Genomic DNA, 25,422 nt, shown 5'->3' on the forward strand with positions numbered 1-25,422 from the left:
GACTTGTTGTAAATGTTTTCCAGATACAAAAAATCAGCTCCAGAAGCGCCCGTAGCACAGGCTGTCGCCACAGCGGCAAAACCGGAGGTCGTGAAAACGGCCCCGGCGAAACCCGTTCAGAAGATCGCAACAAAACGTGCGGCACAGGCGGCGCCTGTCGACAAGGAAAAGAAGCGCAAGGAACGTCTGGCTGAAATCAAGCTGGAACTGCACCGCGCCCTTCTGGATAACCTGAACCTTGCCGCGCTTGATCACGCCTCCGAGGCCGAGCTGAAGGAAGAAATCAGCGCGATTGCGACCGAGACACTTGCGGAAAAGGCCATCGTTCTGAACCGCGAAGAACGCATGACGCTGAACCAGGATCTGTACGACGAAGTGAAGGGGCTCGGGCCGCTTGAACCACTTCTGAAAGACGAAACGATCTCGGATATTCTGGTCAACGGCCCGCAGCAGATTTTCGTCGAACAAAACGGCAAGCTGAGCCTGTCTGACGTCACTTTCAAAGACGAAAAACACCTGATGCGGATCATCGACAAGATCGTATCCGCCGTGGGTCGTCGTGTGGATGAATCAAACCCTTATGTTGACGCCCGTTTGCAAGACGGGTCGCGTTTCAACGCCATGGTCCCGCCCATCGCCGTGGACGGATCGCTGGTATCCATTCGTAAGTTCAAAAAAGACAAACTGGGCATTCAGGATCTGGTCGATTTCGGCGCGTTTACGGATGAAATGGCGCTCTATCTTCAGGCCGCTGTTTCCACCCGCCTGAACGTCATCGTTTCGGGCGGTACAGGTTCCGGTAAAACGACCACGCTGAACGCGCTTTCGTCCTTTATCGACAACTCGGAACGTATCCTGACGATCGAGGATACAGCGGAACTTCAGCTGCAACAGACCCACGTAGGCCGGATGGAAAGCCGCCCGCCGAACGTTGAAGGCAAAGGTGCGGTAACCCCGCGCGACTGTCTGAAAAACGCCCTGCGTATGCGCCCTGACCGGATCATCGTGGGGGAAACCCGTGGTGAAGAAGTTATCGACATGCTTCAGGCCATGAACACCGGTCACGACGGATCGATGACCACGATCCACGCCAACTCGGCCCGTGACGGTGTTGCCCGTCTGGAAAACATGATCGCGATGGCCGGTATCGAAATGCCGCTGAAAGCGATGCGGTCCCAGATCGCGTCGGCTGTGAACCTCATCGTACAGGCCTCGCGTCTGCAAGACGGTTCGCGCCGCATGACGTCCATCACCGAAATTACGGGGATGGAAGGCGAAGTTATCTCGATGCAGGAAATTTTCCGATACCAGCGTGTCGGTCTGGGTCCGGACAACAAAATCATCGGCCACTTTACGGCGACAGGCGTGCGCAGCCACTTTGCTGACCGCTTCAAACTGTGGGGCTTTGATTTGCCCTCGTCGATTTATGAGCCCTTCAGAGCAGAGTAACCCACTATGTTAAACGTCGAATTTATTATCTACGGCGCTATTTTTGTTGGCGTTCTGGTGCTTGTCGAAGGCGCCTATCTGGTCATCTTCGGCAAATCGATCAGCCTGAATTCCAAGGTGAACCGCCGTCTGCAAATGTTGGACAAAGGCACGCGCCGCGAAGAGGTACTTGCGACCCTTCGTAAGGAAATGGACCAGCACTCGGAAAACCGGGGCCTGCCGATCTATTCCCTTCTGGCCGACCGCGCGCAGAAGGCTGCAATCGCATTTACACCGCAACAGCTTATCTTGCTGATGATCGGCGTCACCGTTTTTGCCTACTTCGGCTTGACCTTTGGCACCGAAACCGGCTTGGCCGTGCGCATTCTGCTGTCGATCATGTTCGGTGTTGGCGGTGTCTTCACTTGGGTCAACATGAAGGCCAAGAAACGCCTGAGCATGATCGAGGAACAACTGCCTGATGCGGTCGAACTGATGGTCCGCAGTTTGCGCGTTGGTCACCCGTTCAACTCGGCGATTTCTATCGTTTCGAAAGAAATCAAAGATCCGCTGGCAACCGAATTCGGCGTGATCGCGGATGAAAGCGCTTATGGCCGTGACATTGGTGAAGCGCTGAAACATATGGCCGAACGTCTGGACATGCAGGATTTGCGCTTCCTTGCGGTGGCCGTTTCAATCCAGCAGCAGTCCGGTGGTAACCTTGCCGAAATCCTTGAAGGTCTGGCCAAAGTTATCCGCGCCCGCTTCCGTCTGTTCCGTCGGGTTAAGGCGATCACCGCCGAAGCGCAGTGGTCCGGTAAATTCCTGTCCGGCTTCCCTGTGGCCGCGCTGATTTTCATTCAGGTGACAAAGCCCGACTACTACGATCCGGTTCTGGATCACCCGTGGTTCATCCCCGGCTGTTTCTTTGTCGCCATCTTCCTCGCGCTGAACCTTTTCATCATGCGCATGCTTGTAAACATCAAAGTCTGAACCGGAGCCTGTCATGGATTTCATTGCCAATATCAATGCTGCCATCACCGGGCTATTGGGCCCTGCTGGCCCCATCATCCTTTTGGGTGGTGTCGGGCTTTTGCTGCTGTTGGCCTGTATTCCCATCGTGATGTCCCAAAGACCGGACCCGATGGACAAGCTGAAAGAAGCCCAGCAGTCACGGGTTCAGAAAGAAACCAAGGCGATCCTTCGCGAAAAGGGTCGCAACGACAAACTGAACAAATACGCCCAGTTTCTTGAACCGACCGATGAAAAAGAGCTGTCGGACATCAAGTCAAAGCTGCAGCAAGCCGGCTACCGGAACAAAGATGCCGTTCGGACATATTACTTTGCCCAGTTCGCGCTGGCGTTGGCCGGTCTTGGTTTGGGCGCGCTTTACTACAGCCTGAACGCTGGCACCGATAGCACCACCAAAGACATGATCATGTGGGTGCTTGGTCCGGGCGTTGTCGGCTACATGGGCCCGAAATACTGGGTTACCAAACGCGCCGAAAAACGCCGTCAGGAAATTCAGGATGGCTTCCCCGACGCGTTGGACATGATGCTGGTCTGCGTGGAAGCGGGGCAGTCCATGGATCAGGCGATCTTGCGGATTGCTAAAGAACTTCGCGCGTCTTTCCCGAACCTTGCCGACGAATTCCTGATGGTCAGCTACGAAATGAAGGCCGGTAAGGAAAAAACCGCTGTTCTGAACGACATGTCCGAACGATGCGGTGTGCAGGATATTTCGTCTTTCGTGACGGTTCTGAACCAGTCGCAGACCTTTGGTACCTCAATCGCCGACGCCCTGCGCGTTTATGCGGGCGAGATGCGTGATAAACGCGTCATGCGCGCAGAAGAAAAAGCGAACCAGTTGCCGACCAAGATGACTTTGACCACAATGATGTTCACGGTGCCGCCGCTACTTCTTATTCTTGTCGGTCCCTCGGTCGTTGGCATCACGAGCATGGGGGGCAACTAGGAGCAACCCTATGCCCTTGCGCCTTTTCGGTGCTGCCATCCTGACCTGCTTTATGGCCGCCTGTTCTTCGGGCGGCCTGACTGCATCCGACGGCAAGCCTGATCAACTCTATGCGCCCTCGATCGATCCGAACGGGGAATCCGTTGACGGGCTTTTGGTCGGGCACCGGTTGATGGACGCCAAGGAATACGAACTGGCGATCGAGGCCTATCAACGCGCAGCCGTGCAATACGGGCTGACCGGCGAAATCCTAAGCGGCATCGGATCGGCCAACCTTGCCATGGGCCGTCTGGGTCAGGCCGAACGCATTCTGCGCCGAGCCGTGCAAGAAGACGAAACCAATCCGGCCGTCTGGAACAATCTGGGCGTTGTCCTGATGGAAAAGGGAAAATTGTCCGAAGCAGCCGCCACTTTCCAGAAAGCCTACGCGCTGGATAATGGCGAAAGTGACTCAATTCGTGACAATCTTCGCTTGGCTATCGCAAAACTTGAAAATTCGTTTTATGATCCATCAGAAGATCAGCAATATAAGCTGGTACGGCGGGGTACGGGTGACTACCTGATCCAGCCATAAATATACGAGGCAAGAGCAGTAAAGGACGCAACAATGCGCCAGCCCCTCTCTTTGACAGCCGCCTGCGTTGCAGGGCTGATCGTTCTGTCGGCTTGTGACAAGTCCGACGGACAAAGTGTGGACCGCGCCTTTCAGGGTGTGAACGTTATCGACGGGACCGATCTGAACGACGTCATGCTGACGGTCGCAGACCCGAACGAAGCCGTGTCCTATTTCCAACGCAGTCTGGGCCAAGACCCCGATCGCATCGATTTCCGCCGTGGTCTTGCCCTGTCGCTGATCCGCGCGAAACGTGTGACCGAAGGAGTGGGCGCTTGGAACCGCGTGGTGGAACACGAAGACGCCACCAATTCCGACAAAACAAACCTTGCCGATGCTTTGATCCGTGCCGGTCAGTGGGAACGCGCCGAAGAGACGCTGAATTCCATTCCCCCGACACATGAGACGTTCGAGCGCTACAAGCTGGAAGCGATCATTGCCGACTACAACAAGGATTGGAAAAAGGCGGACAGCTTCTACGAAATCGCGCTTGGCCTGACCACCCAGCCCGCTGGAGTTCTGAACAACTGGGGCTTTTCCAAGCTGACACGCGGCGACAGTGCCGCTGCCGAGCGTCTGTTCACCGACGCCATCCAGCGCGATCAGGATCTGTTCACGGCCAAAAACAACCTTGTTCTGGCCCGTGGCGCACAAGGCAACTACACCCTGCCGGTCATGCCCATGACCCAGATCGAACGGGCCGAACTGTTGCACACGATGGCGCTGGCCGCGATCAAACGGAACGATGTGGAAATCGGAAAGTCGCTCTTGCGTGAAGCGCTCGAAACACATCCCCAGCATTTCGAAGCTGCCGCGCGTAGCTTGGATGCGTTGGAAAATTCCTGATCGGGCCGTACGGAACTATGGATATTCTTTCGTCCGCCGCGCTGTGGTTCTTTCCGTTCGTTCTGCCGTTGTGCGTCTACACGTGCTACACAGACATGCGCGAAATGCGCATTACGAACGGGACAGTCGTGACGCTGTTTCTGGTCTTTGTCGTGATCGGCCCACTCGCCCTTCCGTTTGAAGACTACCTTTGGCGCTACGCCTACTTTGGCGCCGTACTTGTGGCAGGCATGGCGCTGAATGCGGCAGGTGCTTTGGGCGCTGGTGACGCGAAATTTGCCGCAGCAGCCGCACCCTTTATCCATATTGGTGACCTCCGGTTCCTGATGGTTCTGTTCGCCGCAACCCTGCTGGCCGCGTTTGCATCCCACCGACTGGCCAAATACACACCTCTGCGCAAAATCGCCCCCGACTGGGAAAGCTGGGACGCACCAGCCAAGAAGTTCCCGATGGGGCTGGCGCTTGGTGGAACGCTGGCGATTTATCTGGGACTGGGCATCCTTTACGGCAGATAAAAACCTGTAAGCGTGGGGCGTTGCCCTGCGTCTGCCTGTCTAAAATCATCTGCAAAACGCCCGAGGCAAGCCAAGCTCTTGCCACAAATACCTGCTCTTTTCTGGGTCAACAAAGACCAGTGAATTCGAGCGATAGGTTCCCAATCATGAACATGCAGACGTCCAATGTCATGGCGCCTCCTCCGCCCAAAAGCCTTGCGGATATGGCCCTGCCGATTGTGATGATGCGCGACATCGTGATCAAAACGATGTTCCGTAAAAACATTGCCACGGTGCGTGATTTGGGTGTGGCCATTGGCCTGCCGACAGGGATCACGCAGGAACTGGTCGACATCGCTCGTGGTCAGAACCTTCTGGAAGCGATGGGTACGCTGAACGCGAACTCGGGCAACGAAATGGGCTATCAGCTGACCGACTCCGGTCGCGCCCGCGCGCTCGAGGCTTTGGCGCAATCCGAATACTATGGCGCGATGCCTGTGCCGCTGGCCGTCTACCGCGAACAGGTCAAACGCCAATCGATCAAGAACGTCCAGATCACCCGCGAACAGCTGACCAAGGCGATGGGTCACCTGATCCTGCCGCCCACGCTGCTTAGCACGCTGGGCCCTGCTGTGGGCTCTGGCCGCTCGATCCTGATGTACGGCCCTCCGGGCAACGGTAAATCGTCGATCTCGAATGGTATTCGCGATGCGATGGGCGATAAAATCTATGTGCCGCGCGCCATTGAATACGCCGGTCAGGTGATCACGGTTTATGACCCGATCGTCCATTCCGCCGCAGAAGAAATGCTGGACGACCCGACCCAGCTGCGCCGCCGCAACCTGTTCGACAGCCGCTATGTACTGTGCGAACGCCCCACGGTTATCACCGGTGGTGAACTGTCGCTGGACATGCTGGATCTGGTCTATAACCCCACAGCGCGGACCTATCAGGCGCCTTTGCAGCTGAAATCCAGCGGCGGCATTTTTATCGTCGACGACTTGGGTCGTCAGGCCGAACCACCGCAGAAGCTGGTCAACCGTTGGATTGTTCCGCTGGAAGAAGGCAAGGATATTCTGGCCCTGCAATCGGGTGAGAAATTCGAAGTGCCCTTCGACACGCTGGTCGTGTTCTCGACCAACTTCCACCCGAACGAAATCTTCGACCAAGCGGCTTTGCGTCGTATCTTCTTCAAGGTGAAAATCGACGGCCCGAACCAAGAGGATTTCCTGAAAATCTTCGCGCTGGTGGCCCGCAAGAAGAAGATGCAGCTGTGCGAGAAAAGCCTCGTTCACCTGCTGAAAAAGAAGTACCCAACGATCAACAACATCTATGCGAACTATCAGCCGGTCTTCCTGATCGACCAGATGATCGCTGTCTGCGACTTCGAAGGCCTGCCCTACAAGATGACACCGGAACTGGTGGATCGTGCCTGGGCCAACCTGTTCGTCAAAGACGAAGAGATCGTGAAATAACGGCGACAATGTCATTCGCCGAACATTTCAACAGCGGGCAATCGGGCCCGCTGTTTTCGTTTCCGGGCGGAAATCCGGCGGCGACACATCCCTGCGTTTTGCCTGTAACGGACCCAAACCAAATAGATCGCGACTAAGCGCATTTTTCTGGCAAATAGCGCTTGACGACTCCGGCCCGCTGTCTTACCCACCGCCCACGGTTCGGCGCGGTAGCTCAGTTGGTTAGAGCGAACGACTCATAATCGTTAGGTCGGGAGTTCGAGTCTCCCCCACGCCACCACTTCCCCTTATATCCAACACACCAGCCTGCAGTTCGCGGGCTATTCGTGTTTGCGTCGGATCAGCGCTAGACAAAGAAAAACCCGCCAACGCGTGGGCGCTGGCGGGTCTTGATTTCAAGCTGTTAAGCGGATCAGCCGATGATGCTGTTGAACGTCGCCGAGGGACGCATCACAGCAGTCGTTTTGGCCTCGTCCGAGTGATAGTAGCCGCCCAGATCAGCCGCTTGGCCCTGAACCGCTGCCAGTTCGGCCACGATCTTGTCCGCGTTTTCTTCCAGCGCTTTGGCGATGGGGGCGAAGTGTGCGGCAATCTCTGCGTCCTGATCCTGTTCGGCCAGTGCTTTGGCCCAGTAGGTCGCGAACCAGAAGTGGCTGTCGCGGTTGTCCGGTTCGCCAACCTTACGGCTCGGCGAACGGTCGTTGTCCAGAATGCCTTGGGTCGCTGTTTCAACGGCTTCACCCAAGATACGCGCTTTGGCGTTGTCGCGGGCGTCAGCCAGGAACTTCAGGCTTTCTGCCAGTGCGCAGAATTCGCCAAGGCTGTCCCAACGCAGGTGGTTTTCTTCCATCAGCTGCTGAACGTGCTTGGGCGCGGAACCACCGGCACCAGTTTCGAACAGACCACCACCGTTCATCAGTTTCACGATGGACAGCATTTTCGCCGATGTCGCGAGTTCGAGGATCGGGAACAGGTCGGTCAGGTAATCGCGCAGAACGTTGCCTGTGATCGCGATTGTGTTTTCGCCCTTGGTGATGGTTTCCAGCGATGCGCGTGTGGCTTCGCGGGGTGCCATGATCTCGAACTTGTCGGCAACGCCTTTGGCCTCAAGGATCGGCTTGACGTATTTGATCAGCTCGGCGTCGTGGGCACGGGTTTCGTCCAGCCAGAAGATGGAACGGTAGCCTGTTGCCTTCTGACGTTCGATCGCCAGGTTCACCCAGTCTTCGATCGGTGCTTTGCGCGCCGATGCGGAACGCCAGATGTCGCCTGCTTCAACGGCGTGCTGGTGCAGCACGGTGCCGTCATCAAGGATCATCTTGACGGTGCCAGCTTCGGGGATCTCGAACGTTGTCGGGTGCGAACCGTATTCTTCGGCTTTCTGTGCCATCAGGCCAAGGTTCTGAACGGTGCCAGCAGTTGCCGGGTTCAGTTTGCCGTTTTCTTTGAAGAACTTGATCGCTTCGTCATAGACCGGCGCATAGGAGTTGTCGGGGATGACGCAGTTTGTATCTGCTTCTTTGCCATCCGGGCCCCAGCCTTTACCACCAGCGCGGATCAGCGCAGGCATGGAGGCGTCGATGATAACATCGGACGGGACGTGCAAGTTGGTGATGCCCTTGTCCGAGTTCACCATGTACATCGGCGGCTGGTCAGCCATGACGCGTTCGATGTCTGCCATAATCGCAGGCTGGTCTTCGACGCGCTTCAGCAGATCACCCAGACCCGAGTTCGGGTTGACGCCAAGTGCCGCCAGTTCGTCGCCGTAGTCATCAAAGACAGGCTTCAGGAAGGCTTTGACAGCGTGGCCGAAGATGATCGGGTCCGACACCTTCATCATCGTTGCTTTCATGTGCAGCGAGAACAGGATGCCTTCGTCTTTTGTCTTGGCGATTTCGTCCTCAAGGAACGCGTCCAGCGCCTTGGCCGACATGTATGTCGCGTCAACAACGGCACCCGCGGGGTAGGAGACACCCTCTTTCAGGACAGTTTCGCCACCGGCTGTTTCAAGAACGATCTTGGCAGTCGCGGCTTTGTCCAGCGTTGCGGACACTTCGTTCGAAAAGAAGTCACCGCCCGACATGGATGCCACGCGTGTTTTAGAGTCGGACACCCACTCGCCCATGCGGTGCGGGTTGTCTTGTGCGAATTTCTTAACGGCGCCAGCGGCGCGACGGTCAGAGTTGCCTTCGCGCAGAACGGGGTTCACAGCGGAACCCTTGATCGCGTCGTAACGGGCACGGGCCTCTTTTTCTTCGTCTGTAGCGGGCGCTTCGGGGTAGTCGGGCAGATCATAGCCCTGTCCCTGAAGTTCCTTGATCGCTGCAACCAGCTGCGGAACCGAAGCCGAGATGTTCGGCAGTTTGATCACGTTGGCATGGGGAAGCTTCACCAGCTCACCCAGTTCTGCCAGGTGGTCATCTTGTTTCTGTGCGTCTGTCAGACGCTCGGGGAAGGTCGCGATAATGCGGCCAGCCAGCGAAATATCCTTAACACCGACGGTCACGCCCGCGGCGGCAGCAAAGCTGCGAATCACTGGAAGAAGCGAGTGGGACGCAAGTTCCGGTGCTTCGTCTACCTTTGTATACACAATATCTGGAGATGTTTGTTCAGCCATGATCCAAGTCCTTTGCTGCGTTTGCGAACGTCTAGCCGAACTGGGCGGAATGGTCTACCGGATGTGACCATTCGCCTCTCTGGATTACGCATTTTTTTATGCTAACAGCCCCAGATTTTACGCTTACGCGGCCAAAAGATGCCCTTGGCCCAATTGTGTTAGCGCCTCAACCAAGCTGTCGTTCTGGATCTTTTCATAAAGGCCGGTCGGGTCCGTGACCGTCGCGCCCAGCGCCGCTTCAAAGGCATCCTGATTGGCCGCCGCATCGTAGGTCGACTGCGCATCGGACCCGAGATTGGACTGGAAAATGCCCGCCGCCGAGACAGGCAGGAAATCCTCGTAGACCTGCGGATCGGCGACCAGCGCACCGGACGCAATCAGCGCCTCGACATCACCGGCCTGACCTGAGGCTTGCCCCACAGCGCGATAGCGGAAGAAGGCCAGTTTTTCGCGGCGCAGCGTATCCAGATCATCCGGGAAGGCTGCAAATTTGGCGTTCAGCGCATCGACATAATCACCCGCGCCCTGCCCCTGCCCGCCAACAGACGCCGCCGCGCGGGTTTCAGCAAGACAGCGATCATAAAGCGCGCGACCCTCGGCCGTCAGGGCAACTCCGCGCTGTTCGATTTCCCCGAAACGCGCGGTGTGCGTACCGGCCGCATCGGCACCTTTGAACTTCACCGGCTCTTCCAGCGCTTTGAACGATGTCTGGCGCAGAAGAATTCCGGCATTGCGGCGCGGCGGGCCTTCGATCACGGCCTTTGGCGCGATGCCACGTTCGGGCATCAGGCGCTGCACCTCGTCAATATCCAGCGTGCGCGGTGTCAGGTGATTGATGTGCGGGCCCTTGAAGCTGACCACATCCGCAATCAGACGGTGTGCATCGTGAAGACGTTCATATGTCTCGGCATCAACCGTCGCGTCAGAATGCCAACGGAAGGTTTCCAACGCCTGCGCCACGAACTCTTCGGCCTGTGGCTTGGTCAGGCCACCCTGCAATTCAGCTGTTTCAATCAGGAACAGCGCTTTGGAAGTCACGATCTGACGCTGTGCCAGAATGTCCGCCGCAGCAGCAGCAAGGTCGCGATCTTCCAACAACTCCAGCCGCACCAGTGACGTAAACACACGGAACGGGTTGCGCGACAGCGCGGCGGTCTCGATCGGGCGGAAGGCAGTGGAATGCACCGGCAGGCCCGCAACGGACAAATCGTAATAGCCGACAGGATACATGCCCATCACCGCAAACATCCGGCGGATCGACGACAATTCCTCTGCTGTGCCCAAACGGATCGCGCCGTGGCGTTCGACATCCAGTCGGTCCAGTTCGTCAGCGGCCTGCATCTGGGCCTGCAAATCAGGATCACCTGCCAGAACCGCATCGTTCACATCGCGCACCAGATCGATCAGGTCACCGTATTGCGGCACCTCATCGCGGTACATGTCCGACATCGCCTTGGAAAAAAGCCCGCGGATATCATCGGGGTGCATCAGATCGGTCATCGCTTTTCTCCTAAAAATTTTGACACCTTTGGTATCTGAGGCAGCGCGTGCGTCAAGGTGGCGCCTGCCTCGTAGAACAGTGTTTTTGATCGAGTCAGGTGTTCCGAGTATGCCGGCAAGACAGGTAGCGGAAAGGCCGTTTCCCCGTCGCCCAACAACGCCCGCGCCGCGCAAATACCAAAGACCGTACCGGGCGCGATACCACGACCAGAGTAACCATAAATCGCATAGGCATCAGGACCAAAGTTCACGACTTTAGGCAGGTGATCTGCCGTCATGGCAATGCGCCCCTGCCAGATGTGGGTAAACGCTATGCCCGCCAGTTGCGGATAAAGCTCGGCCAGTTTGCGTTCAGCCCAGTTGCGGTGAACCGTGCCGCCGAAGCCTTCGGCATTGCCCATCGTCCCAAGGATCAAGCGCCCCTCGGCATCTAAGCGGAAGGACGTCATCACCAACGCCGTGTCCCAGCAGCCCTCACCATCCGGCAGGATCACCTCACGCTGTGCGGGCGTCAGGGGCGCGGTGGCGAACTGACTATAATGAACCGTGGCGAAAGACGGCTTTGGCCCGCCTTTGATCGTGTCATGATAGGCGTTCGTCGCGTGGATCACGGACTGGGCCGTAATTGTCTGCCCGTTCACCTTGGCCATCCACCCCTGACCGGTGTGGCGCAGATCCCGAACGCGGCTTTGCCCGAACAACATCGCGCCCGCGCGTTCCGCGGCCCGCGCCAACCCACGGCAATAGGCCAGCGGCTGGATCGTGCCCGCCCGCGGATCAAACAGCGCCCCGTGAAAGCCACCGGTGCCAAGCCTGCGTTCTGTGTCTTCGGCATTCAGCATTTGAAGCGGCGCGCCAATTGCGTTGCCCTGACGGAAGCGGTTTTGCAGATTTTCCAAGCCATCTTCGGAATGGGCGACATGCAGCGTGCCCTGACGGACAGCGTCGCACTGAATGCCCTCTTCAGCGATCAATTCGAAAACCAAGTCAGGGCCAACGCCCAATGCATCAATCAGACGATGCCCCATGGTGTGCCCAAGACGGTGGATAATGTCGTCAGGCGGCAACCAAAGGCCTGCGTTCACCAAGCCGACATTCCGGCCCGATCCGCCAAAGCCGATCTCTTCTGCCTCAAGCAGGACAACACGCGCACCGGCGCCGGCCGCTTCATAGGCCGCGGCGCATCCGGTAAACCCGCCGCCAATGATCAGGACATCACACTCAAGATCGTCCGCCACAGGTTCGGACGACACGTGTTCGCGGCTGGAGAAGGCCCAAAGCCTTGGCTTGATCTCGGATTGATCCATCCCGCTGCCTATTCCGCCTGCTGTGAAATTCTGCCGTACAGTACCCTGTTTGCCCGCCGAGAAAAGCCGCGAACGCGAAGGGATCGCTGTGATTTTGCAACCTGATGGCAAATACCTTTAGAACGGATCGACTTTCTGGCACTGGGTTTCGGAATATTTATTCCACTTTTGGGATAAACCGCTAATGTAGGCGCATCTCGATAAGGATCCGAACATGAGTACAAAGACTGAGACCGCGCAGCCACCACGTAGCGTGTCCGAACTTATGGACCGATTGGACCATATCGATAACAGCCTGCCCAAGCGGTTGCGCCAATGTGCCGTACTGCTGCGCCGGAACATCAACCTTGTAGCAGTCTCAACGGTTGCCGAAATGGCTGCTCTGGCCGATGTCGCCCCGTCAGCCTTTATGAGGTTTTGTCAGGCGCTCGGGTTTTCGGGCTATTCCGAAATGCAGGCCCTGTTCCGCAGCGAATATGCGCAGTCGCGCCCCGACTATGACGCGCGCCTTTCGGAGTTGCGCGCAAAGGGGGCGCCAGACGCCACAAACCTGTTCGCCGATTTCGCCGAGGCCGGCCACAAATCACTGATAAATTTCACAAACAGCCTGAATCCTGATCAAATAGAAGCGGCACTTACCCTGCTTCAGAACGCGCAAATGGCCCATTTATTCGGGATGCGCCGCGCCTATTCTGTCACCACTTACTTCCATTATATGCTGAACAAAATGGGCGTGCCCGCCATGCTGCACTCTGGTGTGGGCATGGTCGCGGCAAGCGCGTCTTTCAGGGCCGATGACGTGCTGTTCGCAGTGACCTACGCGCCATTTTCGTCGGAAACCCTGGATGTTGTGACCGAGGCCAAAGCCCGTGGCACCAAAATTATCCTGCTGACCGACAGCGCGGATTGCCCCGTCGCCCCCGAGGTCGACGTCGTTCTGGTGGCCCGTGAGGTCGATGTCGAAGCCTTCCGCGTCCCGACCGTTTCAATGACTTTGGTGACGACGCTGGCGGTCGCATTGGGGCAGCGCGTCCAAAAAGAATAAGATTTTCCATCTTTGCTTGCCTGCGCGACAAAAATGGAATATTTATTCCATTGAGGGCGGAAAGTGGCGACAAAGCGAGTCGCGCTGGCCGCAAGGAGGAGATCGGCGCGCTGCCGAAACCAACCTTGGAAAGTTAAGACAACGCGCATTCACTGCGCCATTTGGGCTGCCGACAGGTCGCGCAGCGACGCTGACCAGCTGGGCGCGCGAACCTGTCGCTTGATGGAAAGAGATATGACGAAAACGCTTGATCTGATTACTGTGGGCCGATCTTCGGTTGACCTATATGGCGCACAGGTAGGCGGCCGGTTGGAAGACATGGCCAGCTTTGAAAAATACATCGGCGGCTCGCCCACCAACATGGCTGCAGGCACTGCGCGTCTGGGTTTGAAATCTGCCCTTTTGACCCGCGTCGGCGATGAACACATGGGTCGCTTTATCCGCGAACAGCTGGCTGCGGAAGGCGTGAACACCCAAGGCGTGATTACCGATCCGGAACGCCTTACCGCATTGGTTTTGTTGGGCATTCGTGACGAAGAGCAGTTCCCCCTGATCTTCTATCGCGAAAACTGTGCCGATATGGCGCTGTCCGAAGATGACTTTGACGAAGCCTTTATCGCGTCTTCCCGTTCGGTCGTTGCGACAGGCACCCACCTGTCCAACCCGCGCACCGAAGCCGCTGTTCTCAAAGCACTGGAACTTGCACGCAAACACGGCGCGCAGACCGCGCTCGACATCGATTACCGACCGAACCTCTGGGGCCTGTCCGGTCACGGCGACGGCGAAAACCGCTTTATCGCGTCTGATGCCGTCACCCAGAAATTGCAGTCCACACTGCATCTGTTCGATCTGATCGTCGGGACCGAGGAAGAATTCCACATTGCGGGCGGCAGCACAGACACGATTGAAGCCCTGCGCGTCGTGCGCAAAGTGTCTGGCGCGACACTGGTCTGCAAACGTGGTGCCGATGGTGCCGTGGCCTTTACCGGCGACATTCCCGACAGCCTAGATGACGGTGAATCCGGCCCGGGCTTCCCGATCGAGGTGTTCAACGTATTGGGCGCAGGCGACGGCTTTATGTCTGGTCTGTTGAAAGGCTGGCTGGACGGCGAAGATTGGCCAACCGCCCTGACTTACGCCAACGCTTGTGGTGCACTGGCCGTATCGCGCCATGGCTGCGCGCCCGCCTATCCCAGCTGGACTGAATTGCAGTTCTTCCTTGAACGCGGCGTGCTGCGCCCAGACCTGCGCAACGACGAAATTCTGGAACAGGTACATTGGGCCACCAACCGCAAAGGCGACTGGCCGACGATGCGTGTCTTTGCCTTTGACCACCGGATGCAGTTGGAAGAAATGGACGGTGCAACGCCTGAAAAGATCGGCGCGTTCAAGGAACTTTGCCTTGATGCCTGCCAGCAGGTCGCCCAAGGCCGGAACGGCTATGGCCTGCTGTGCGACCGTCGCCTTGGCCGTGATGCGCTTTATAAGGCGGCAGGCACTGGCCTCTGGATCGGCCGCCCTGTGGAATTGCCCGGTTCGCGCCCTCTGGAATTCGAACCGGAAATCGGCCCCGATTGCGGTGGCCTGTCTGAATGGCCGCTGGAACACGTGGTGAAATGCCTGTGCTTCTACCATCCCGACGACACTGAAAAAGAACGCAAGATGCAGGAAGCACGGGTCAAACGTCTGTACGCCGCCGCGCGCCGCAATCGTCTTGAATTCCTGTTCGAGGTTATTCCGTCTAAGGTCGGCCCAGTCGACGACATGACCACAGCCACCATCATCCGCCGCTTCTATGAAATCGGCGTGTACCCCGACTGGTGGAAGCTTGAGCCGATGAAGACCGACGCAGGCTGGTCCAACGCGGTCAATGCAATTGAAGAAAACGATCCCAACACCCGTGGTATCGTGGTTCTGGGCCTTGATGCCCCGCAAGAAGAGCTGGCTGCCAGCTTTAAATCCGCAGCCAAGTTCGATCTGGTCAAAGGCTTCGCCGTGGGCCGCACAATCTTTGGCGAGGTTGCGCGTCAGTGGATGACAGACAAGATTGATGATGAAAAAGCCGTCGCGGAAATGGCACAACGCTATAGCCAGCTTTGCGAAATCTGGGACACTTCCAGCGCCGAGGCCAAATGGCCCGCGAACAAAGGATGATCGAGATGACAAAAACCATCCGTTTGACAGCCGCTCAGGCCATGGTGCGCTACATTGCGGCGCAAAAAACCGAAACTGGTGAGCGTTTTATCGAAGGTGTCTGGGCCATTTTCGGGCACGGCAACGTTGCCGGTCTGGGCGAAGCGCTGCACGGCATTCGTGACGAGCTTCCGACCTATCGCGGACATAATGAACAAAGCATGTGCCATGCGGCGATTGCTTATTCCAAACAATTGGGGCGCCGCCGCGCGATGGCAGTGACCTCATCGATCGGGCCGGGCGCCACGAATATGGTGACTGCTGCGGCATTGGCGCATGTAAACCGTTTGCCACTTCTCCTTCTCCCCGGAGATGTGTTTGCAAACCGTGGCCCCGACCCGGTCCTCCAACAGATCGAAGATTTCGGCGATGGCACGATCAGCGCGAATGACTGCTTCAAGCCTGTCGTGCGCTACTTCGACCGTATCACACGCCCTGAACAGCTTCTGACGGCCCTGCCCCGCGCGTTCCGCACGATGACAGACCCTGCTGAATGTGGCCCTGTCTGTCTGGCCTTCTGTCAGGACGTTCAGGCCGAAGCCTATGACTGGCCTGTCGAATTCTTTGAAGAACGCACTCTCTACACCCGTCGCCCCCGTGCGGACGAAGGTGAAATCGCCCGCGCGGCCGAGATCCTGAAATCCGCCAAACGCCCTGTTCTTCTGGCCGGTGGCGGCGTGCACTATGCTGGCGCGACCGAGGAAATGAAGGCCTTTGTCGAAAAGCACAACATTCCTGTTGTCGAAACGCAGGCTGGCAAATCCGTGCTGCCGTGGGATCACCCGAACAACATGGGCCCCGTCGGTGTGACAGGTTCGGCATCGGCCAACAAAGCCTGTATCGAGGCGGATGTGGTTCTGGGTCTTGGCACCCGTTTTCAGGATTTCACCACCGGGTCCTGGACGCTGTTCGAAAACCCGGGCCGCACCCTGATTTCGCTGAACGTCAACGCCTATGACGCCGAAAAGCATGGTGCTGTTCCGGTTATGGCCGACGCGATCACCGGCCTTGCCGATCTGGATGCGGCGCTTGGCGATACCAGCTATCCCGGCCCTGATGCGGCGTCGAAAGATGCGTGGTTCGCAGCCGTCGATCCGCTGACTGACGCACCCGCAGATGGCAACCAACTGCCCACAGACCAGCAGGTCATCGGTGCCGTTCAGCGTGCGGCAGGTCCCGACACCGTAGTCATGTGCGCCGCAGGCACCATGCCCGGCGAATTGCACAAGCTCTGGAAGTCGTCCAAGCCCATGTCCTACCACATGGAATACGGCTTCTCTTGCATGGGTTACGAAGTGGCCGGCGCCATGGGCATCAAGATGGCCCAGCCCGAGCGTGACGTCATCTGTATGGTCGGCGACGGCAGCTATATGATGATGAACAGCGAACTGGCGACGGCTGTGATGATGGGGCAGAAGTTTACCATCGTGATCACCGACAACCGCGGCTATGGCTGTATCAACCGCCTGCAAATGGGCACCGGTGGGGCTGAGTTTAACAACCTGCTGAAAGACACGATCCACGAAACGCCGTCGGACATCGACTTTGCCGCGCACACAGCGGCAATGGGGGCCACATCCGAGCATGTGAAAACCATCGAAGAGCTTGAGGCCGCCTTGCAGCGCGCCAAAGCATCGCCCAAAGCCTATGTGGTCGTGATCGACACCGACCCCTATCCTTCGACGCCGGATGGTGGCCATTGGTGGGACGTCGCGGTGCCCGAGGTCTCGGTCCGCGAAGAAGTCAACGCCGCCCACGCCAACTACATCGAAAAACTGCGCAATCGTGCGCTGAACTAACTCCTGATAAGGTTCACTTTTATGATCCGCTTTGGAACAAACCCTATCGCATGGTCTAACGACGACGATCAGACCATCGGCGCAGATATCAGCCTTGAACAATGCCTGACCGAAGCAGGGCAGATCGGCTTTGATGGCATCGAGAACGGCCACAAAATGCCGTGGGACCCGACCGAGTTGAAAGCCGCGCTGGATCCCCATGGTCTGGCCTTTGTGTCGGCGTGGTATTCTTTGAACCTGCTGACGCATTCTGCCGAACAGGAAATCGCGCTGATCCAGCCGCATCTTGACCGCCTCAAGGCGATGGGGTGCACCGTCTGTATCGCCTGTGAAACGTCGAATGCGATCCATGGCAATGACAGCGCGTCGCTTGCTGACAGCCCCGTTCTGGCCGACGATCAGTGGGACGATTTCGCCGCCAAGCTTGACGCCGTTGCCGCCCACTGTGACGCCGAAGGTGTTCCTCTGGTCTACCACCACCACATGGGAACCGTCGTGGAAACACCGGCCGAATTGGATATCCTGATGGAAAAAACAGGCCCCAAGATGCGCCTGCTGTTCGATACGGGTCATTTCTACTTCGGTTCGGGCGGTGCAGATCCCGCTCCTTACGTGGAAAAATACATCGACCGTATTTTCCACTTCCACGCCAAGAACGTGCGTCGCGCTATCAAGCAAGAAGTCCGCGCAGAAAACCTGTCGTTCCTTGAAGGTGTGCGCCGTGGCGTCTTTACGGTGCCCGGTGACGACGAAGGCGGCATCGATTTCGCGCCTTGCCTGAACATCCTTGCCCAGCACGACTACGACGGCTGGATCGTGATCGAGGCCGAACAGGACCCCGATGTGCGCAACCCGCTTGAATACCAGACGCTTGGCCTGAAAACACTGAAAACGCTTGCGAAAGACGCGGGCCTCATTTCCTGAACGGAGCATGATCATGCCTGACCTTCTACGCAAACCTGTTGGGACCACAGGCAAGGTTCACGACATCACAACAACCAGCGCCAAGGGCCCGCTCAGCCCAGACTGGGGCTATGTGGGCTTTGGCCTGTATCACCTGAAAGCCGGTGAAAACGCGGCCGAGGCCACAGGCGACCGCGAAGTCATCCTTGTTCTGGTGGAAGGCAAAGCCAACATCACCGCAGCAGGCGAAGACTTTGGCGAAATGGGCGACCGGATGAACGTGTTCGAACGCACGCCGCCCCATTGCCTGTATGTCCCGAACGATCAGGACTGGTCCGCCACAGCCACCACGGACTGTGTTCTGGCCGTCTGCACTGCGCCGAGCAACGGCAACCACAAGGCCCAGCGCCTTGGCCCCGATGGCATCACGCTGACCGAACGCGGAAAGGGCACCAACACCCGCTATATCAACAATATCGCGATGGAAGATCGCGACGTTTGCGACAGCCTGCTGGTGACCGAGGTCTTCACCCCCGATGGACATTGGTCGTCCTACCCAAGCCACCGTCATGACGAGGATGATTTCCCCAACATGACCTATCTGGAAGAGACGTATTACCACCGGATCAACCCCTCCAAGGGCTTTGGCATCCAGCGTGTCTATGCAGAGGATGGCACCTTGGATGAAACCATGGCTGTCTCTGACGGCGATGTGGTTCTGGTCCCGCGCGGCCACCACCCTTGCGGCGCGCCCTACGGGTTCGAGATGTACTATCTGAACGTCATGGCAGGCCCGCTGCGCAAATGGCGCTTCAAGGCCGATCCAGCGGTTGAATGGATCATGGAACGCGACGCCTGATCAGCGTCCATTTCTGACGGAAATGAAGCCGGCCCGAATTTTCGGGCCGGTTTTCTTATGGCTGGCGCAAGTTCAACTGGCATATTAGTATGCGACTCATCTATTCGGGGGGAAGCCATGAAATACGCCATCGTCGGCTGCGGATCGCGCCATTCCATGTTCAGCGAAAGCCTGACGTTCGACTACGGCGACCAGCATGAGCTTCTGGCCGTCTGCGACAGCAACAGTCACCGACTGGGGCTCGCGGCGGAAGCTGCGTCCAAACCCGGAACGAACGGTGTCGCCACCTACGCCGCAGACAAGTTTGACGCGATGATCACCGAACAGAAGCCGGACACGGTGATCATCGCCACGCCCGACTACCTACACGCCGATTATATGGTGCGCGCATTCAAGGCGGGCTGTGACGTGATCTGCGAAAAGCCGATGACGATTGATCTGAAGTCGCTGAAACAGATCACGCAGGCCCAAAAGGAAACCGGTCGTCAGGTGTTGGTCACCTTCAACTACCGCTACTCCCCCGCTCGCACCCAGATCAAAGATATCCTGTCTTCGGGCCAGATAGGCGAGATCACCGCCGTTGATTTTCAATGGCATCTGGATCGCGTCCATGGCGCCGATTATTTCCGCCGCTGGCACCGGCACAAGGACAATTCCGGCGGCCTTCTGGTTCACAAATCCACCCATCATTTCGATCTGCTGAACTGGTGGCTGGATGCGGTGCCCACCCATGTCAGCGCATCTGGCAGGCGCGCGTTTTACACGCCCGCCATGGGCGCGGCATTGGGGCTGGACGGTCGCGGACCACGCTGCGCCACGTGCGCGGTTGCAGCGCGATGTGACTTTGAACTGGATATGGATGCGGACAGCAATCTCAAGGCGCTCTATCGCGATGCCGAAGGTGAGGATGGCTATCACCGCGATCTGTGTGTTTTTGACGACGACATCGGCATCGAAGACACGCTTCAGGCCCATATCCGTTACACATCCGGCGCGACGGCGAACTACACGCTGACCGCCTATTCCCCGTGGGAGGGGCTGGAAATCCGGTTCCACGGGACCAAGGGCCTGCTGACCCACAAACATGTCGAAACGCACGGGGTGTTTGGCGGAGAACGGGCGCACGCGGGCAAGGACGATGTTGAAACCATCCTGCATCTGGCTGGCGAACGGCCCCGCGCCCTGGACGTGCCTGCAGGTGAAGGACATCACGGCGGTGCGGACCCGATCATGCTCGGATACATCTTTGATCCCGACGGGATGGAGCCGGATGCCTATAACAGGTCGTCAAACCATGTGGCTGGCGGCTGGTCGATTCTGACGGGCATCGCCGCAAACCTGTCGATTGAAACCGGCGCGCAGGTGGACATCGGCCACATGCTGGCGGCCCACGGTATCGATCTGAATTAAGGAAAAGGTCAGTTGAGCAGCGGCTTGCTGTTCTTGCTGTGGCGCATCGCGATCTTGCGCCCGATCCGGCCCGTCGCCAAGGGGCGTGCAGGCAACGTGTCGTAGTTTTGTTCGGCCAGTTCAGGGAACAGGCCCAGAATTTCCTGCCGTGCAAACGGGTCCACGGCCTTTAACGCTTCGGGCCCAGTGAACAGGCTTTCGGAAATGGCCCCTGCCGAGAAAACCAGTTCGTGATTATCGAACAGAAAGTGCACGTATTCGATCATGGGCTGGGGCCGCAATTCAACGCCATCGATCCCGACAAGATGTTTCGCAGGCACCAGAATTTCGCCGTCCCCGCTGACACGCTGGGCAATTTTGGAGGATACGAACATCCGGTGCTGCGGGGACACCAGCAGATCGCGGTCGTTGTTCAAGACCCCCCGTTTCACAAGCACCGGCGCGAACCTGCTGTAGGCAGGCACCTTGCGCCGCCCGACCCAGCGCACCGTCTGAAACCCGTTGTCTACCGTCAGGACACGATCACCAACGCACAGGTTTTCGACCGCGACCTCGCCTGTCATTGTGGTGATCGGCGTGCCCGCCGCAAAGCAGATGATGTTCGTGTTCTCAAAGGTCAGAGAAGACGCATCAACCGTTGTCCCGCCATCCTGAATAACCAGTCGGCCTGCTTCGTCCAGAACGCCATCGCCCAGATCGGCCCGCATCCATGCCAGCGGGTTGGAATAGGTCTGGCCAGGATTGGCAGCGTTCCACGCAGCCAGAGTGGTGTCGTTATAGAAGGCCGACAGATCGACGAAGTCATTGTTCGTCTGATCCGCATCGCCGATGCCCGTCGTGGTATCGAAGTCGGTGATCAGATCAGCTGTGCCATCGGCAATAAATGTGTCGGCTCCGGCACCACCGGTCAGCGTATCCGATCCGTCGCCACCGTTCAGCGTGTCAGAACCCGTTCCACCACTCAGGGAATCCGCACCAGAGCCGCCGTTCAGGCTGTCGGCACCGTCGTTGCCAACAAGCGTGTCGTTTCCGCCATCACCGAATAGCGTGTCATTTCCGGCGCCGCCCTGAACGCTGTCGGCACCATCCCCTGCATTCACCTGCCCCGCCGTATTCGACAGTGTCAGCGTGTCATCAAAGGCAGAACCCGTCAGGTTTTCGAACCCGCTGATCGTGTCGCCCGCAGCATCCCCACCAGACGCCGTGTTCGTCGACAGATCGACAGTGACGCCTGCGCTGCTGCCGGAATAATCCAGCGTATCGGTGCCATCGCCACCGCTTAGGGAATCCGCGCCAGCGCCACCTTGAACGGTGTCATCCCCCGTACCAGCCGTCAGCGTATCCGCACCCGACCCGCCCGTCAGACTATCGCTACCTGCGCCTGCATCGACGTTCATGCTGGCCGTGCTGAGCGAGCCGTCTACCGTGTCTGCGGAACCGGTGAGCGTGAAGCTTTCAATCTCGGAGAAGGTCGCAACATCCGACCCGGATGTCAGGGTACCCGCCTCATCTCCGGTAAAGGTGACGTCGACCCCATTCAGGGTGATGCCAGAGGCATCGATCAGATCGGTTTCGCTGTTGTCGCTGTCTTCACCGCCTGTGATCAGGTCTGTGCCGAAGGCATCATACAGAAAGACCGTATCGCTTCCGGTGCCGCCCAGCATCGTGTCGTTTGCAGCGCCGCCATAAAGCTGGTCGTTACCGGCCCCACCATCTAGCGAGTCATTTCCGATGTCGCCGGAATTGTCGCCCCACAGCGTATCGTTGCCGTCACCACCAAGCAGCGTATCACCGCCATCCTCACCCCTGAGGACGTCGTTGCCGGTCCCGCCATCCAACAGGTCGCCTTCGTCGCCGCCGTAAAGGAAATCGTCGCCGCCTTCGCCATAGAAGGTGTCCGACCCCGTTCCATCGCCGCTGCCCGGCATATCGTCGATGGTATCGCTGCCTTCACCACCGTAGGCGACGTCGTTTCCGAAATCCGTGACGATTGAATCGTTGCCATCGCCACCACTGACCGTGTCGTCGCCCGCTTCACCATAAAGCGTGTCGTGCCCGGTTCCGCCGGAAATGATGTCGTTCTCGGTACCGCCGTAGACCAGATCATCGCCTGCGCCTGCGATCAGGGTGTCTGCGCCAGCGTCGCCATAAATGGTGTCATTGCCGCCCGACGATTCCGCCATTTCGACGACAGATACCTCGCGTACCAAACCGTCTGTCGTGGTCGAGTTCGTCGATGTCGTGTTGGTGATGACAATCGTCGACGTCGTTGAGGTCGCAGAGAACTCAAAAGTGAAGGTCTCAATTGTACCGTCTTGGACCGTAACCGTTTCGGTCGCGACAACGGTACCAGTGTCGTCCAGAATATCGATCTGGAATGTGTGGTTTCCGACGCCTGCCTGAAATTCCTCAAGCGTGATTGACGTCTGGTAGCTGCCGCCTGCCGTCGTCGAGAAACTCTGCTGGATCGAGTCGCCATAGACGGTTTCATCACCGGTGTTAAAACTGGCGGATCCGATGTCGAAGAGAACACCGCCATTGCCGGTGGGGTCATTGTACGTCCAGCCTGCACCACCCGAAGAGAAATCTCCGTTGGTCAAAAGCTCGGTAGTGGTCGCGGATAGGCCGTCGCCAACGATATAGTCGTCGCCCGCCCCGCCAGACAGCGAATCCGCGCCATCGACACCGGTGTAGGCCGTTTCGTTCAACCCCGTTGAAATGATCGCAACGCCATCATCTGCGTCACTGGCAGATACAAGGATGCCGCCTTCGACATCCATGGACTCGGAATCCAGCAGTTCGGCACTGCCTTCGGCGCCGTCGGACGACGTCGCAACCTGCGTCAGGGTCACCGTCCCGTCAGGGTTCACCGTGACGGTGTGATACTCCAGCCCGGGCTGTTCGCCACCGATAACAAGCACGCCACCGGTGTCGGTTTGGAGGTAATCCATCGACGAGATATCGGTGACAAGGTTATCCGCCTGACCGACAAGCGTCAGATCATAGGTGCCGTCGTTATTGACCGTGTCGGCATCAACGCGGAAAATGACGACATCATCATCGCTGCCACCAACGAACAGATAGGTAACCCCGCCAATTTCAGCGAAGGTGCCGGCATCAACGTTCCAAAGGCCCGTCTGGCTCGGGCTGATCAAGTCTCGGGAAAGGTTGTTGCCTTGCGGGTCGGTTTCGGCAGCACCCGCCTGATCGTCGCCCCGCGCGTTCTGGAAGGTAAGCTGCCCCGTCCCGCTGAGCGTCCAGAGCGAGATGCCGTCGTTGTCGCCACCTGCAATAACAAAAGTTTCACCCGAACTGTTGGTGAAGCTTTCCAACAACGACGGACCCTGAGCATCCCCGTTGTTCAGGTAATTCTCGCCTGAAAACGACCCGTCGTATTCAATGTCTGTCTGGGTCAGAGACCCGTCTGTATTGATCTGGTAGGAGATCAGCGCATCGCCAAGCCCGCCAGACAGCGCAAGCAGGAAGGGTTGGCCATCCACTTCGGCGACCGACAATTCCTGGACTTCGGTCACTCCCGTCAGCGGTGACAATGCCGTCAGTCCGCCACCAATGGACAGCTGCGCTACGCCGATCGAGTCATTGAACTCTGCCGCTGAATAGACATAGGTCGACCCGTTGCTTAGCGTAACGGCAGCAAGCGCCTCGACATCATTGTAGCCGACAGGGTTGGTTAATTCGGTAATGGCATCCAGCTGACCGCCGATGACCTGACCGTATGTGGCTGACGATGGATCGTTGTCGATCTGATAGGTCGCGATCCCATCGGTTAACGTCGTTCGCTCAGAGGTGATCAGGATCAGATCACCGTTGGCCAGTGTGACCAGCTCGACCGCACGGGTGTTCCAGGTTTCGGTCCCACCCGCATCCTGAATGTTGTCGGTGTTCGTCGGGTTCAGTTCGCCGTAAACCGACCCATCGGCCATATCGCCGTAGATCGTATCGTTCCCGATCCCGCCTGTGACCGTATCGTCGCCACCTGCGGCCTCGATATAATCGGCGCCATCATTGCCAACGATGGTATTCGCGCCAGCATCAACCTGATCGCCATTGGCGTCGGTGTAACCGGCCTTGATGGTGTCATCGCCGGACGTTCCGTCGACCACGCCATCGGGATACTGGGCCGCCAGTCGATCTGCAGCAATCACAGCATCTGCGGCGATCAGGCTATCGATCGTGATGGACTCAATCGGCTGCTGTTCGAGTACGTATTGCTTGTCTTCGGAACCGGCCAGATGCGGGACGACGAACAATTCCCCGGTGGTGGTCTGGACGATTTTGACTTCGCCGGCGGCGGTGGTGCCATCGGTGTAGGTGACCGTAACCGCGTAAACCGCGAGGCTGTCGAGCGTATAGGTGGTGCCCCCGATGGACACCTGGTGATTGGCAAGATTGTTATCAGTTTCATAGGTCGAAACCGCCGAAATCTGCGACAGCGTCAGGGCTTCACGGTAAAGCGGATCAACGGCCGTGCCAAAGGTAGATCCAACCAGAAGGCTGGCGTCTTCAGCAAGGCTGTTCCCTTCGGTCGGGTCGATGACCGGCCCGACGCCTAAGGAAAGGACTGCAAACGTTGTCGCCATATCACCACTCGGCGGCCCAGCGCCTGAACACTGGACAAGGTTTCGGGGATCGCGCCTCAGCGTTTCCGCAAAATCGCGTTTTTATCCTTGTGCCCCCGCTTCCCAGACAAAGAGCACTTCAACCAACGGCTGGGTGGTAAATACGTTTAGAGTCTTAAAGGCGAACGGAGCTTGCAGGACTCTGGAAGTGGTTGGAAAATCCGGACAACTTCAGATTCACCGGTCACCTGTTTCACCTTTCAAAATCACTCAGCCATAAGCGGGGCACGAAAGGAGCCGCGTGCAAATTGCGTGCCAGAACAAGCGTTCGGCGGGCGCGGCGCAGCGATAAAAATATCAATCGTTAATCTGCGTTTC

General features: G+C 57.9%; 17 protein-coding genes and 1 tRNA gene. 14 read left to right on the top strand and 4 right to left on the bottom strand.

From position 1 onward, the window contains the following. Positions 1 to 12 precede the first annotated feature (12 nt). The 8 genes from AC4FIA_RS10990 to AC4FIA_RS11025 all read left to right on the top strand — a co-directional run bounded on the left by AC4FIA_RS10990 (position 13) and on the right by AC4FIA_RS11025 (position 7,111). Entirely contained in the window at positions 13 to 1,449 is a 1,437-nt protein-coding gene (locus AC4FIA_RS10990) for a TadA family conjugal transfer-associated ATPase (RefSeq protein ID WP_287474032.1), read from the top strand. A gap of 6 nt (positions 1,450 to 1,455) precedes the next feature. Beyond that, entirely contained in the window at positions 1,456 to 2,421 is a 966-nt protein-coding gene (locus AC4FIA_RS10995) for a type II secretion system F family protein (protein WP_287474030.1), read from the top strand. A gap of 13 nt (positions 2,422 to 2,434) precedes the next feature. Further along, positions 2,435 to 3,403: a type II secretion system F family protein gene (locus tag AC4FIA_RS11000; RefSeq protein ID WP_490365875.1), complete on the top strand. Its 969-nt coding sequence runs from the start codon at positions 2,435 to 2,437 to the stop codon at positions 3,401 to 3,403. A 10-nt stretch (positions 3,404 to 3,413) separates the two neighbouring features. Next, positions 3,414 to 3,977 (top strand): tetratricopeptide repeat protein, encoded by a 564-nt coding sequence (locus tag AC4FIA_RS11005; protein ID WP_473030934.1) that lies wholly within the window; start codon positions 3,414 to 3,416, stop codon positions 3,975 to 3,977. 33 nt (positions 3,978 to 4,010) lie between these two features. Beyond that, positions 4,011 to 4,862, top strand: coding sequence for a tetratricopeptide repeat protein (locus AC4FIA_RS11010; RefSeq protein ID WP_490365876.1), 852 nt, complete (start codon positions 4,011 to 4,013; stop codon positions 4,860 to 4,862). A gap of 17 nt (positions 4,863 to 4,879) precedes the next feature. Then, complete coding sequence (locus AC4FIA_RS11015) at positions 4,880 to 5,377, top strand: prepilin peptidase (protein ID WP_490365877.1); 498 nt, start codon at positions 4,880 to 4,882, stop codon at positions 5,375 to 5,377. A 146-nt stretch (positions 5,378 to 5,523) separates the two neighbouring features. Beyond that, positions 5,524 to 6,831 (top strand): DUF8689 domain-containing protein, encoded by a 1,308-nt coding sequence (locus AC4FIA_RS11020; protein WP_490365878.1) that lies wholly within the window; start codon positions 5,524 to 5,526, stop codon positions 6,829 to 6,831. A 203-nt stretch (positions 6,832 to 7,034) separates the two neighbouring features. Beyond that, positions 7,035 to 7,111: transfer RNA gene (locus AC4FIA_RS11025), tRNA-Met, on the top strand. Between the two features lie 132 nt (positions 7,112 to 7,243). Here AC4FIA_RS11025 and AC4FIA_RS11030 read toward each other — a convergent pair. The 3 genes from AC4FIA_RS11030 to AC4FIA_RS11040 all read right to left on the bottom strand — a co-directional run bounded on the left by AC4FIA_RS11030 (position 7,244) and on the right by AC4FIA_RS11040 (position 12,255). Further along, entirely contained in the window at positions 7,244 to 9,448 is a 2,205-nt protein-coding gene (locus AC4FIA_RS11030; protein ID WP_490365879.1) for an NADP-dependent isocitrate dehydrogenase, read from the bottom strand. Positions 9,449 to 9,571: 123 nt separating this feature from the next. Beyond that, positions 9,572 to 10,948 (bottom strand): 2-oxoadipate dioxygenase/decarboxylase HglS, encoded by a 1,377-nt coding sequence (gene hglS, locus AC4FIA_RS11035; RefSeq protein WP_490365880.1) that lies wholly within the window; start codon positions 10,946 to 10,948, stop codon positions 9,572 to 9,574. Continuing rightward, positions 10,945 to 12,255: an NAD(P)/FAD-dependent oxidoreductase gene (locus AC4FIA_RS11040; RefSeq protein WP_490365881.1), complete on the bottom strand. Its 1,311-nt coding sequence runs from the start codon at positions 12,253 to 12,255 to the stop codon at positions 10,945 to 10,947. The genes hglS and AC4FIA_RS11040 overlap by 4 nt, the downstream gene beginning before the upstream one ends. Before the next feature lie 214 nt (positions 12,256 to 12,469). Between AC4FIA_RS11040 and AC4FIA_RS11045 the strand changes: the two genes are divergently transcribed. From AC4FIA_RS11045 to AC4FIA_RS11070, 6 genes are all read left to right on the top strand, one after another. Then, positions 12,470 to 13,300, top strand: a complete 831-nt coding sequence (locus tag AC4FIA_RS11045) for a MurR/RpiR family transcriptional regulator (RefSeq protein WP_490365882.1) — start codon at positions 12,470 to 12,472, stop codon at positions 13,298 to 13,300. Positions 13,301 to 13,534: 234 nt separating this feature from the next. Then, positions 13,535 to 15,454, top strand: coding sequence for a bifunctional 5-dehydro-2-deoxygluconokinase/5-dehydro-2-deoxyphosphogluconate aldolase (locus AC4FIA_RS11050; RefSeq protein WP_490365883.1), 1,920 nt, complete (start codon positions 13,535 to 13,537; stop codon positions 15,452 to 15,454). Positions 15,455 to 15,459: 5 nt separating this feature from the next. Then, entirely contained in the window at positions 15,460 to 17,292 is a 1,833-nt protein-coding gene (gene iolD / locus AC4FIA_RS11055) for a 3D-(3,5/4)-trihydroxycyclohexane-1,2-dione acylhydrolase (decyclizing) (RefSeq protein WP_490365884.1), read from the top strand. A gap of 21 nt (positions 17,293 to 17,313) precedes the next feature. Further along, a complete protein-coding gene (gene iolE, locus AC4FIA_RS11060; RefSeq protein WP_490365885.1) occupies positions 17,314 to 18,216 on the top strand; it encodes a myo-inosose-2 dehydratase in 903 nt (300 codons plus the stop codon). A gap of 13 nt (positions 18,217 to 18,229) precedes the next feature. Beyond that, positions 18,230 to 19,054 (top strand): 5-deoxy-glucuronate isomerase, encoded by an 825-nt coding sequence (gene iolB, locus AC4FIA_RS11065; protein ID WP_490365886.1) that lies wholly within the window; start codon positions 18,230 to 18,232, stop codon positions 19,052 to 19,054. A gap of 117 nt (positions 19,055 to 19,171) precedes the next feature. Beyond that, positions 19,172 to 20,464 carry a Gfo/Idh/MocA family protein gene (locus AC4FIA_RS11070; protein WP_490365887.1) on the top strand — a complete coding sequence of 431 codons (1,293 nt, stop codon included), beginning with the start codon at positions 19,172 to 19,174 and terminating at the stop codon, positions 20,462 to 20,464. A gap of 8 nt (positions 20,465 to 20,472) precedes the next feature. Here the strand turns inward: AC4FIA_RS11070 and AC4FIA_RS11075 are convergent, their stop codons facing one another. After that, entirely contained in the window at positions 20,473 to 25,065 is a 4,593-nt protein-coding gene (locus AC4FIA_RS11075) for a Hint domain-containing protein (protein ID WP_490365888.1), read from the bottom strand. Between the last annotated feature and the right edge of the window lie 357 nt (positions 25,066 to 25,422).

This window comes from Thalassococcus sp. (genome assembly GCF_982780845.1).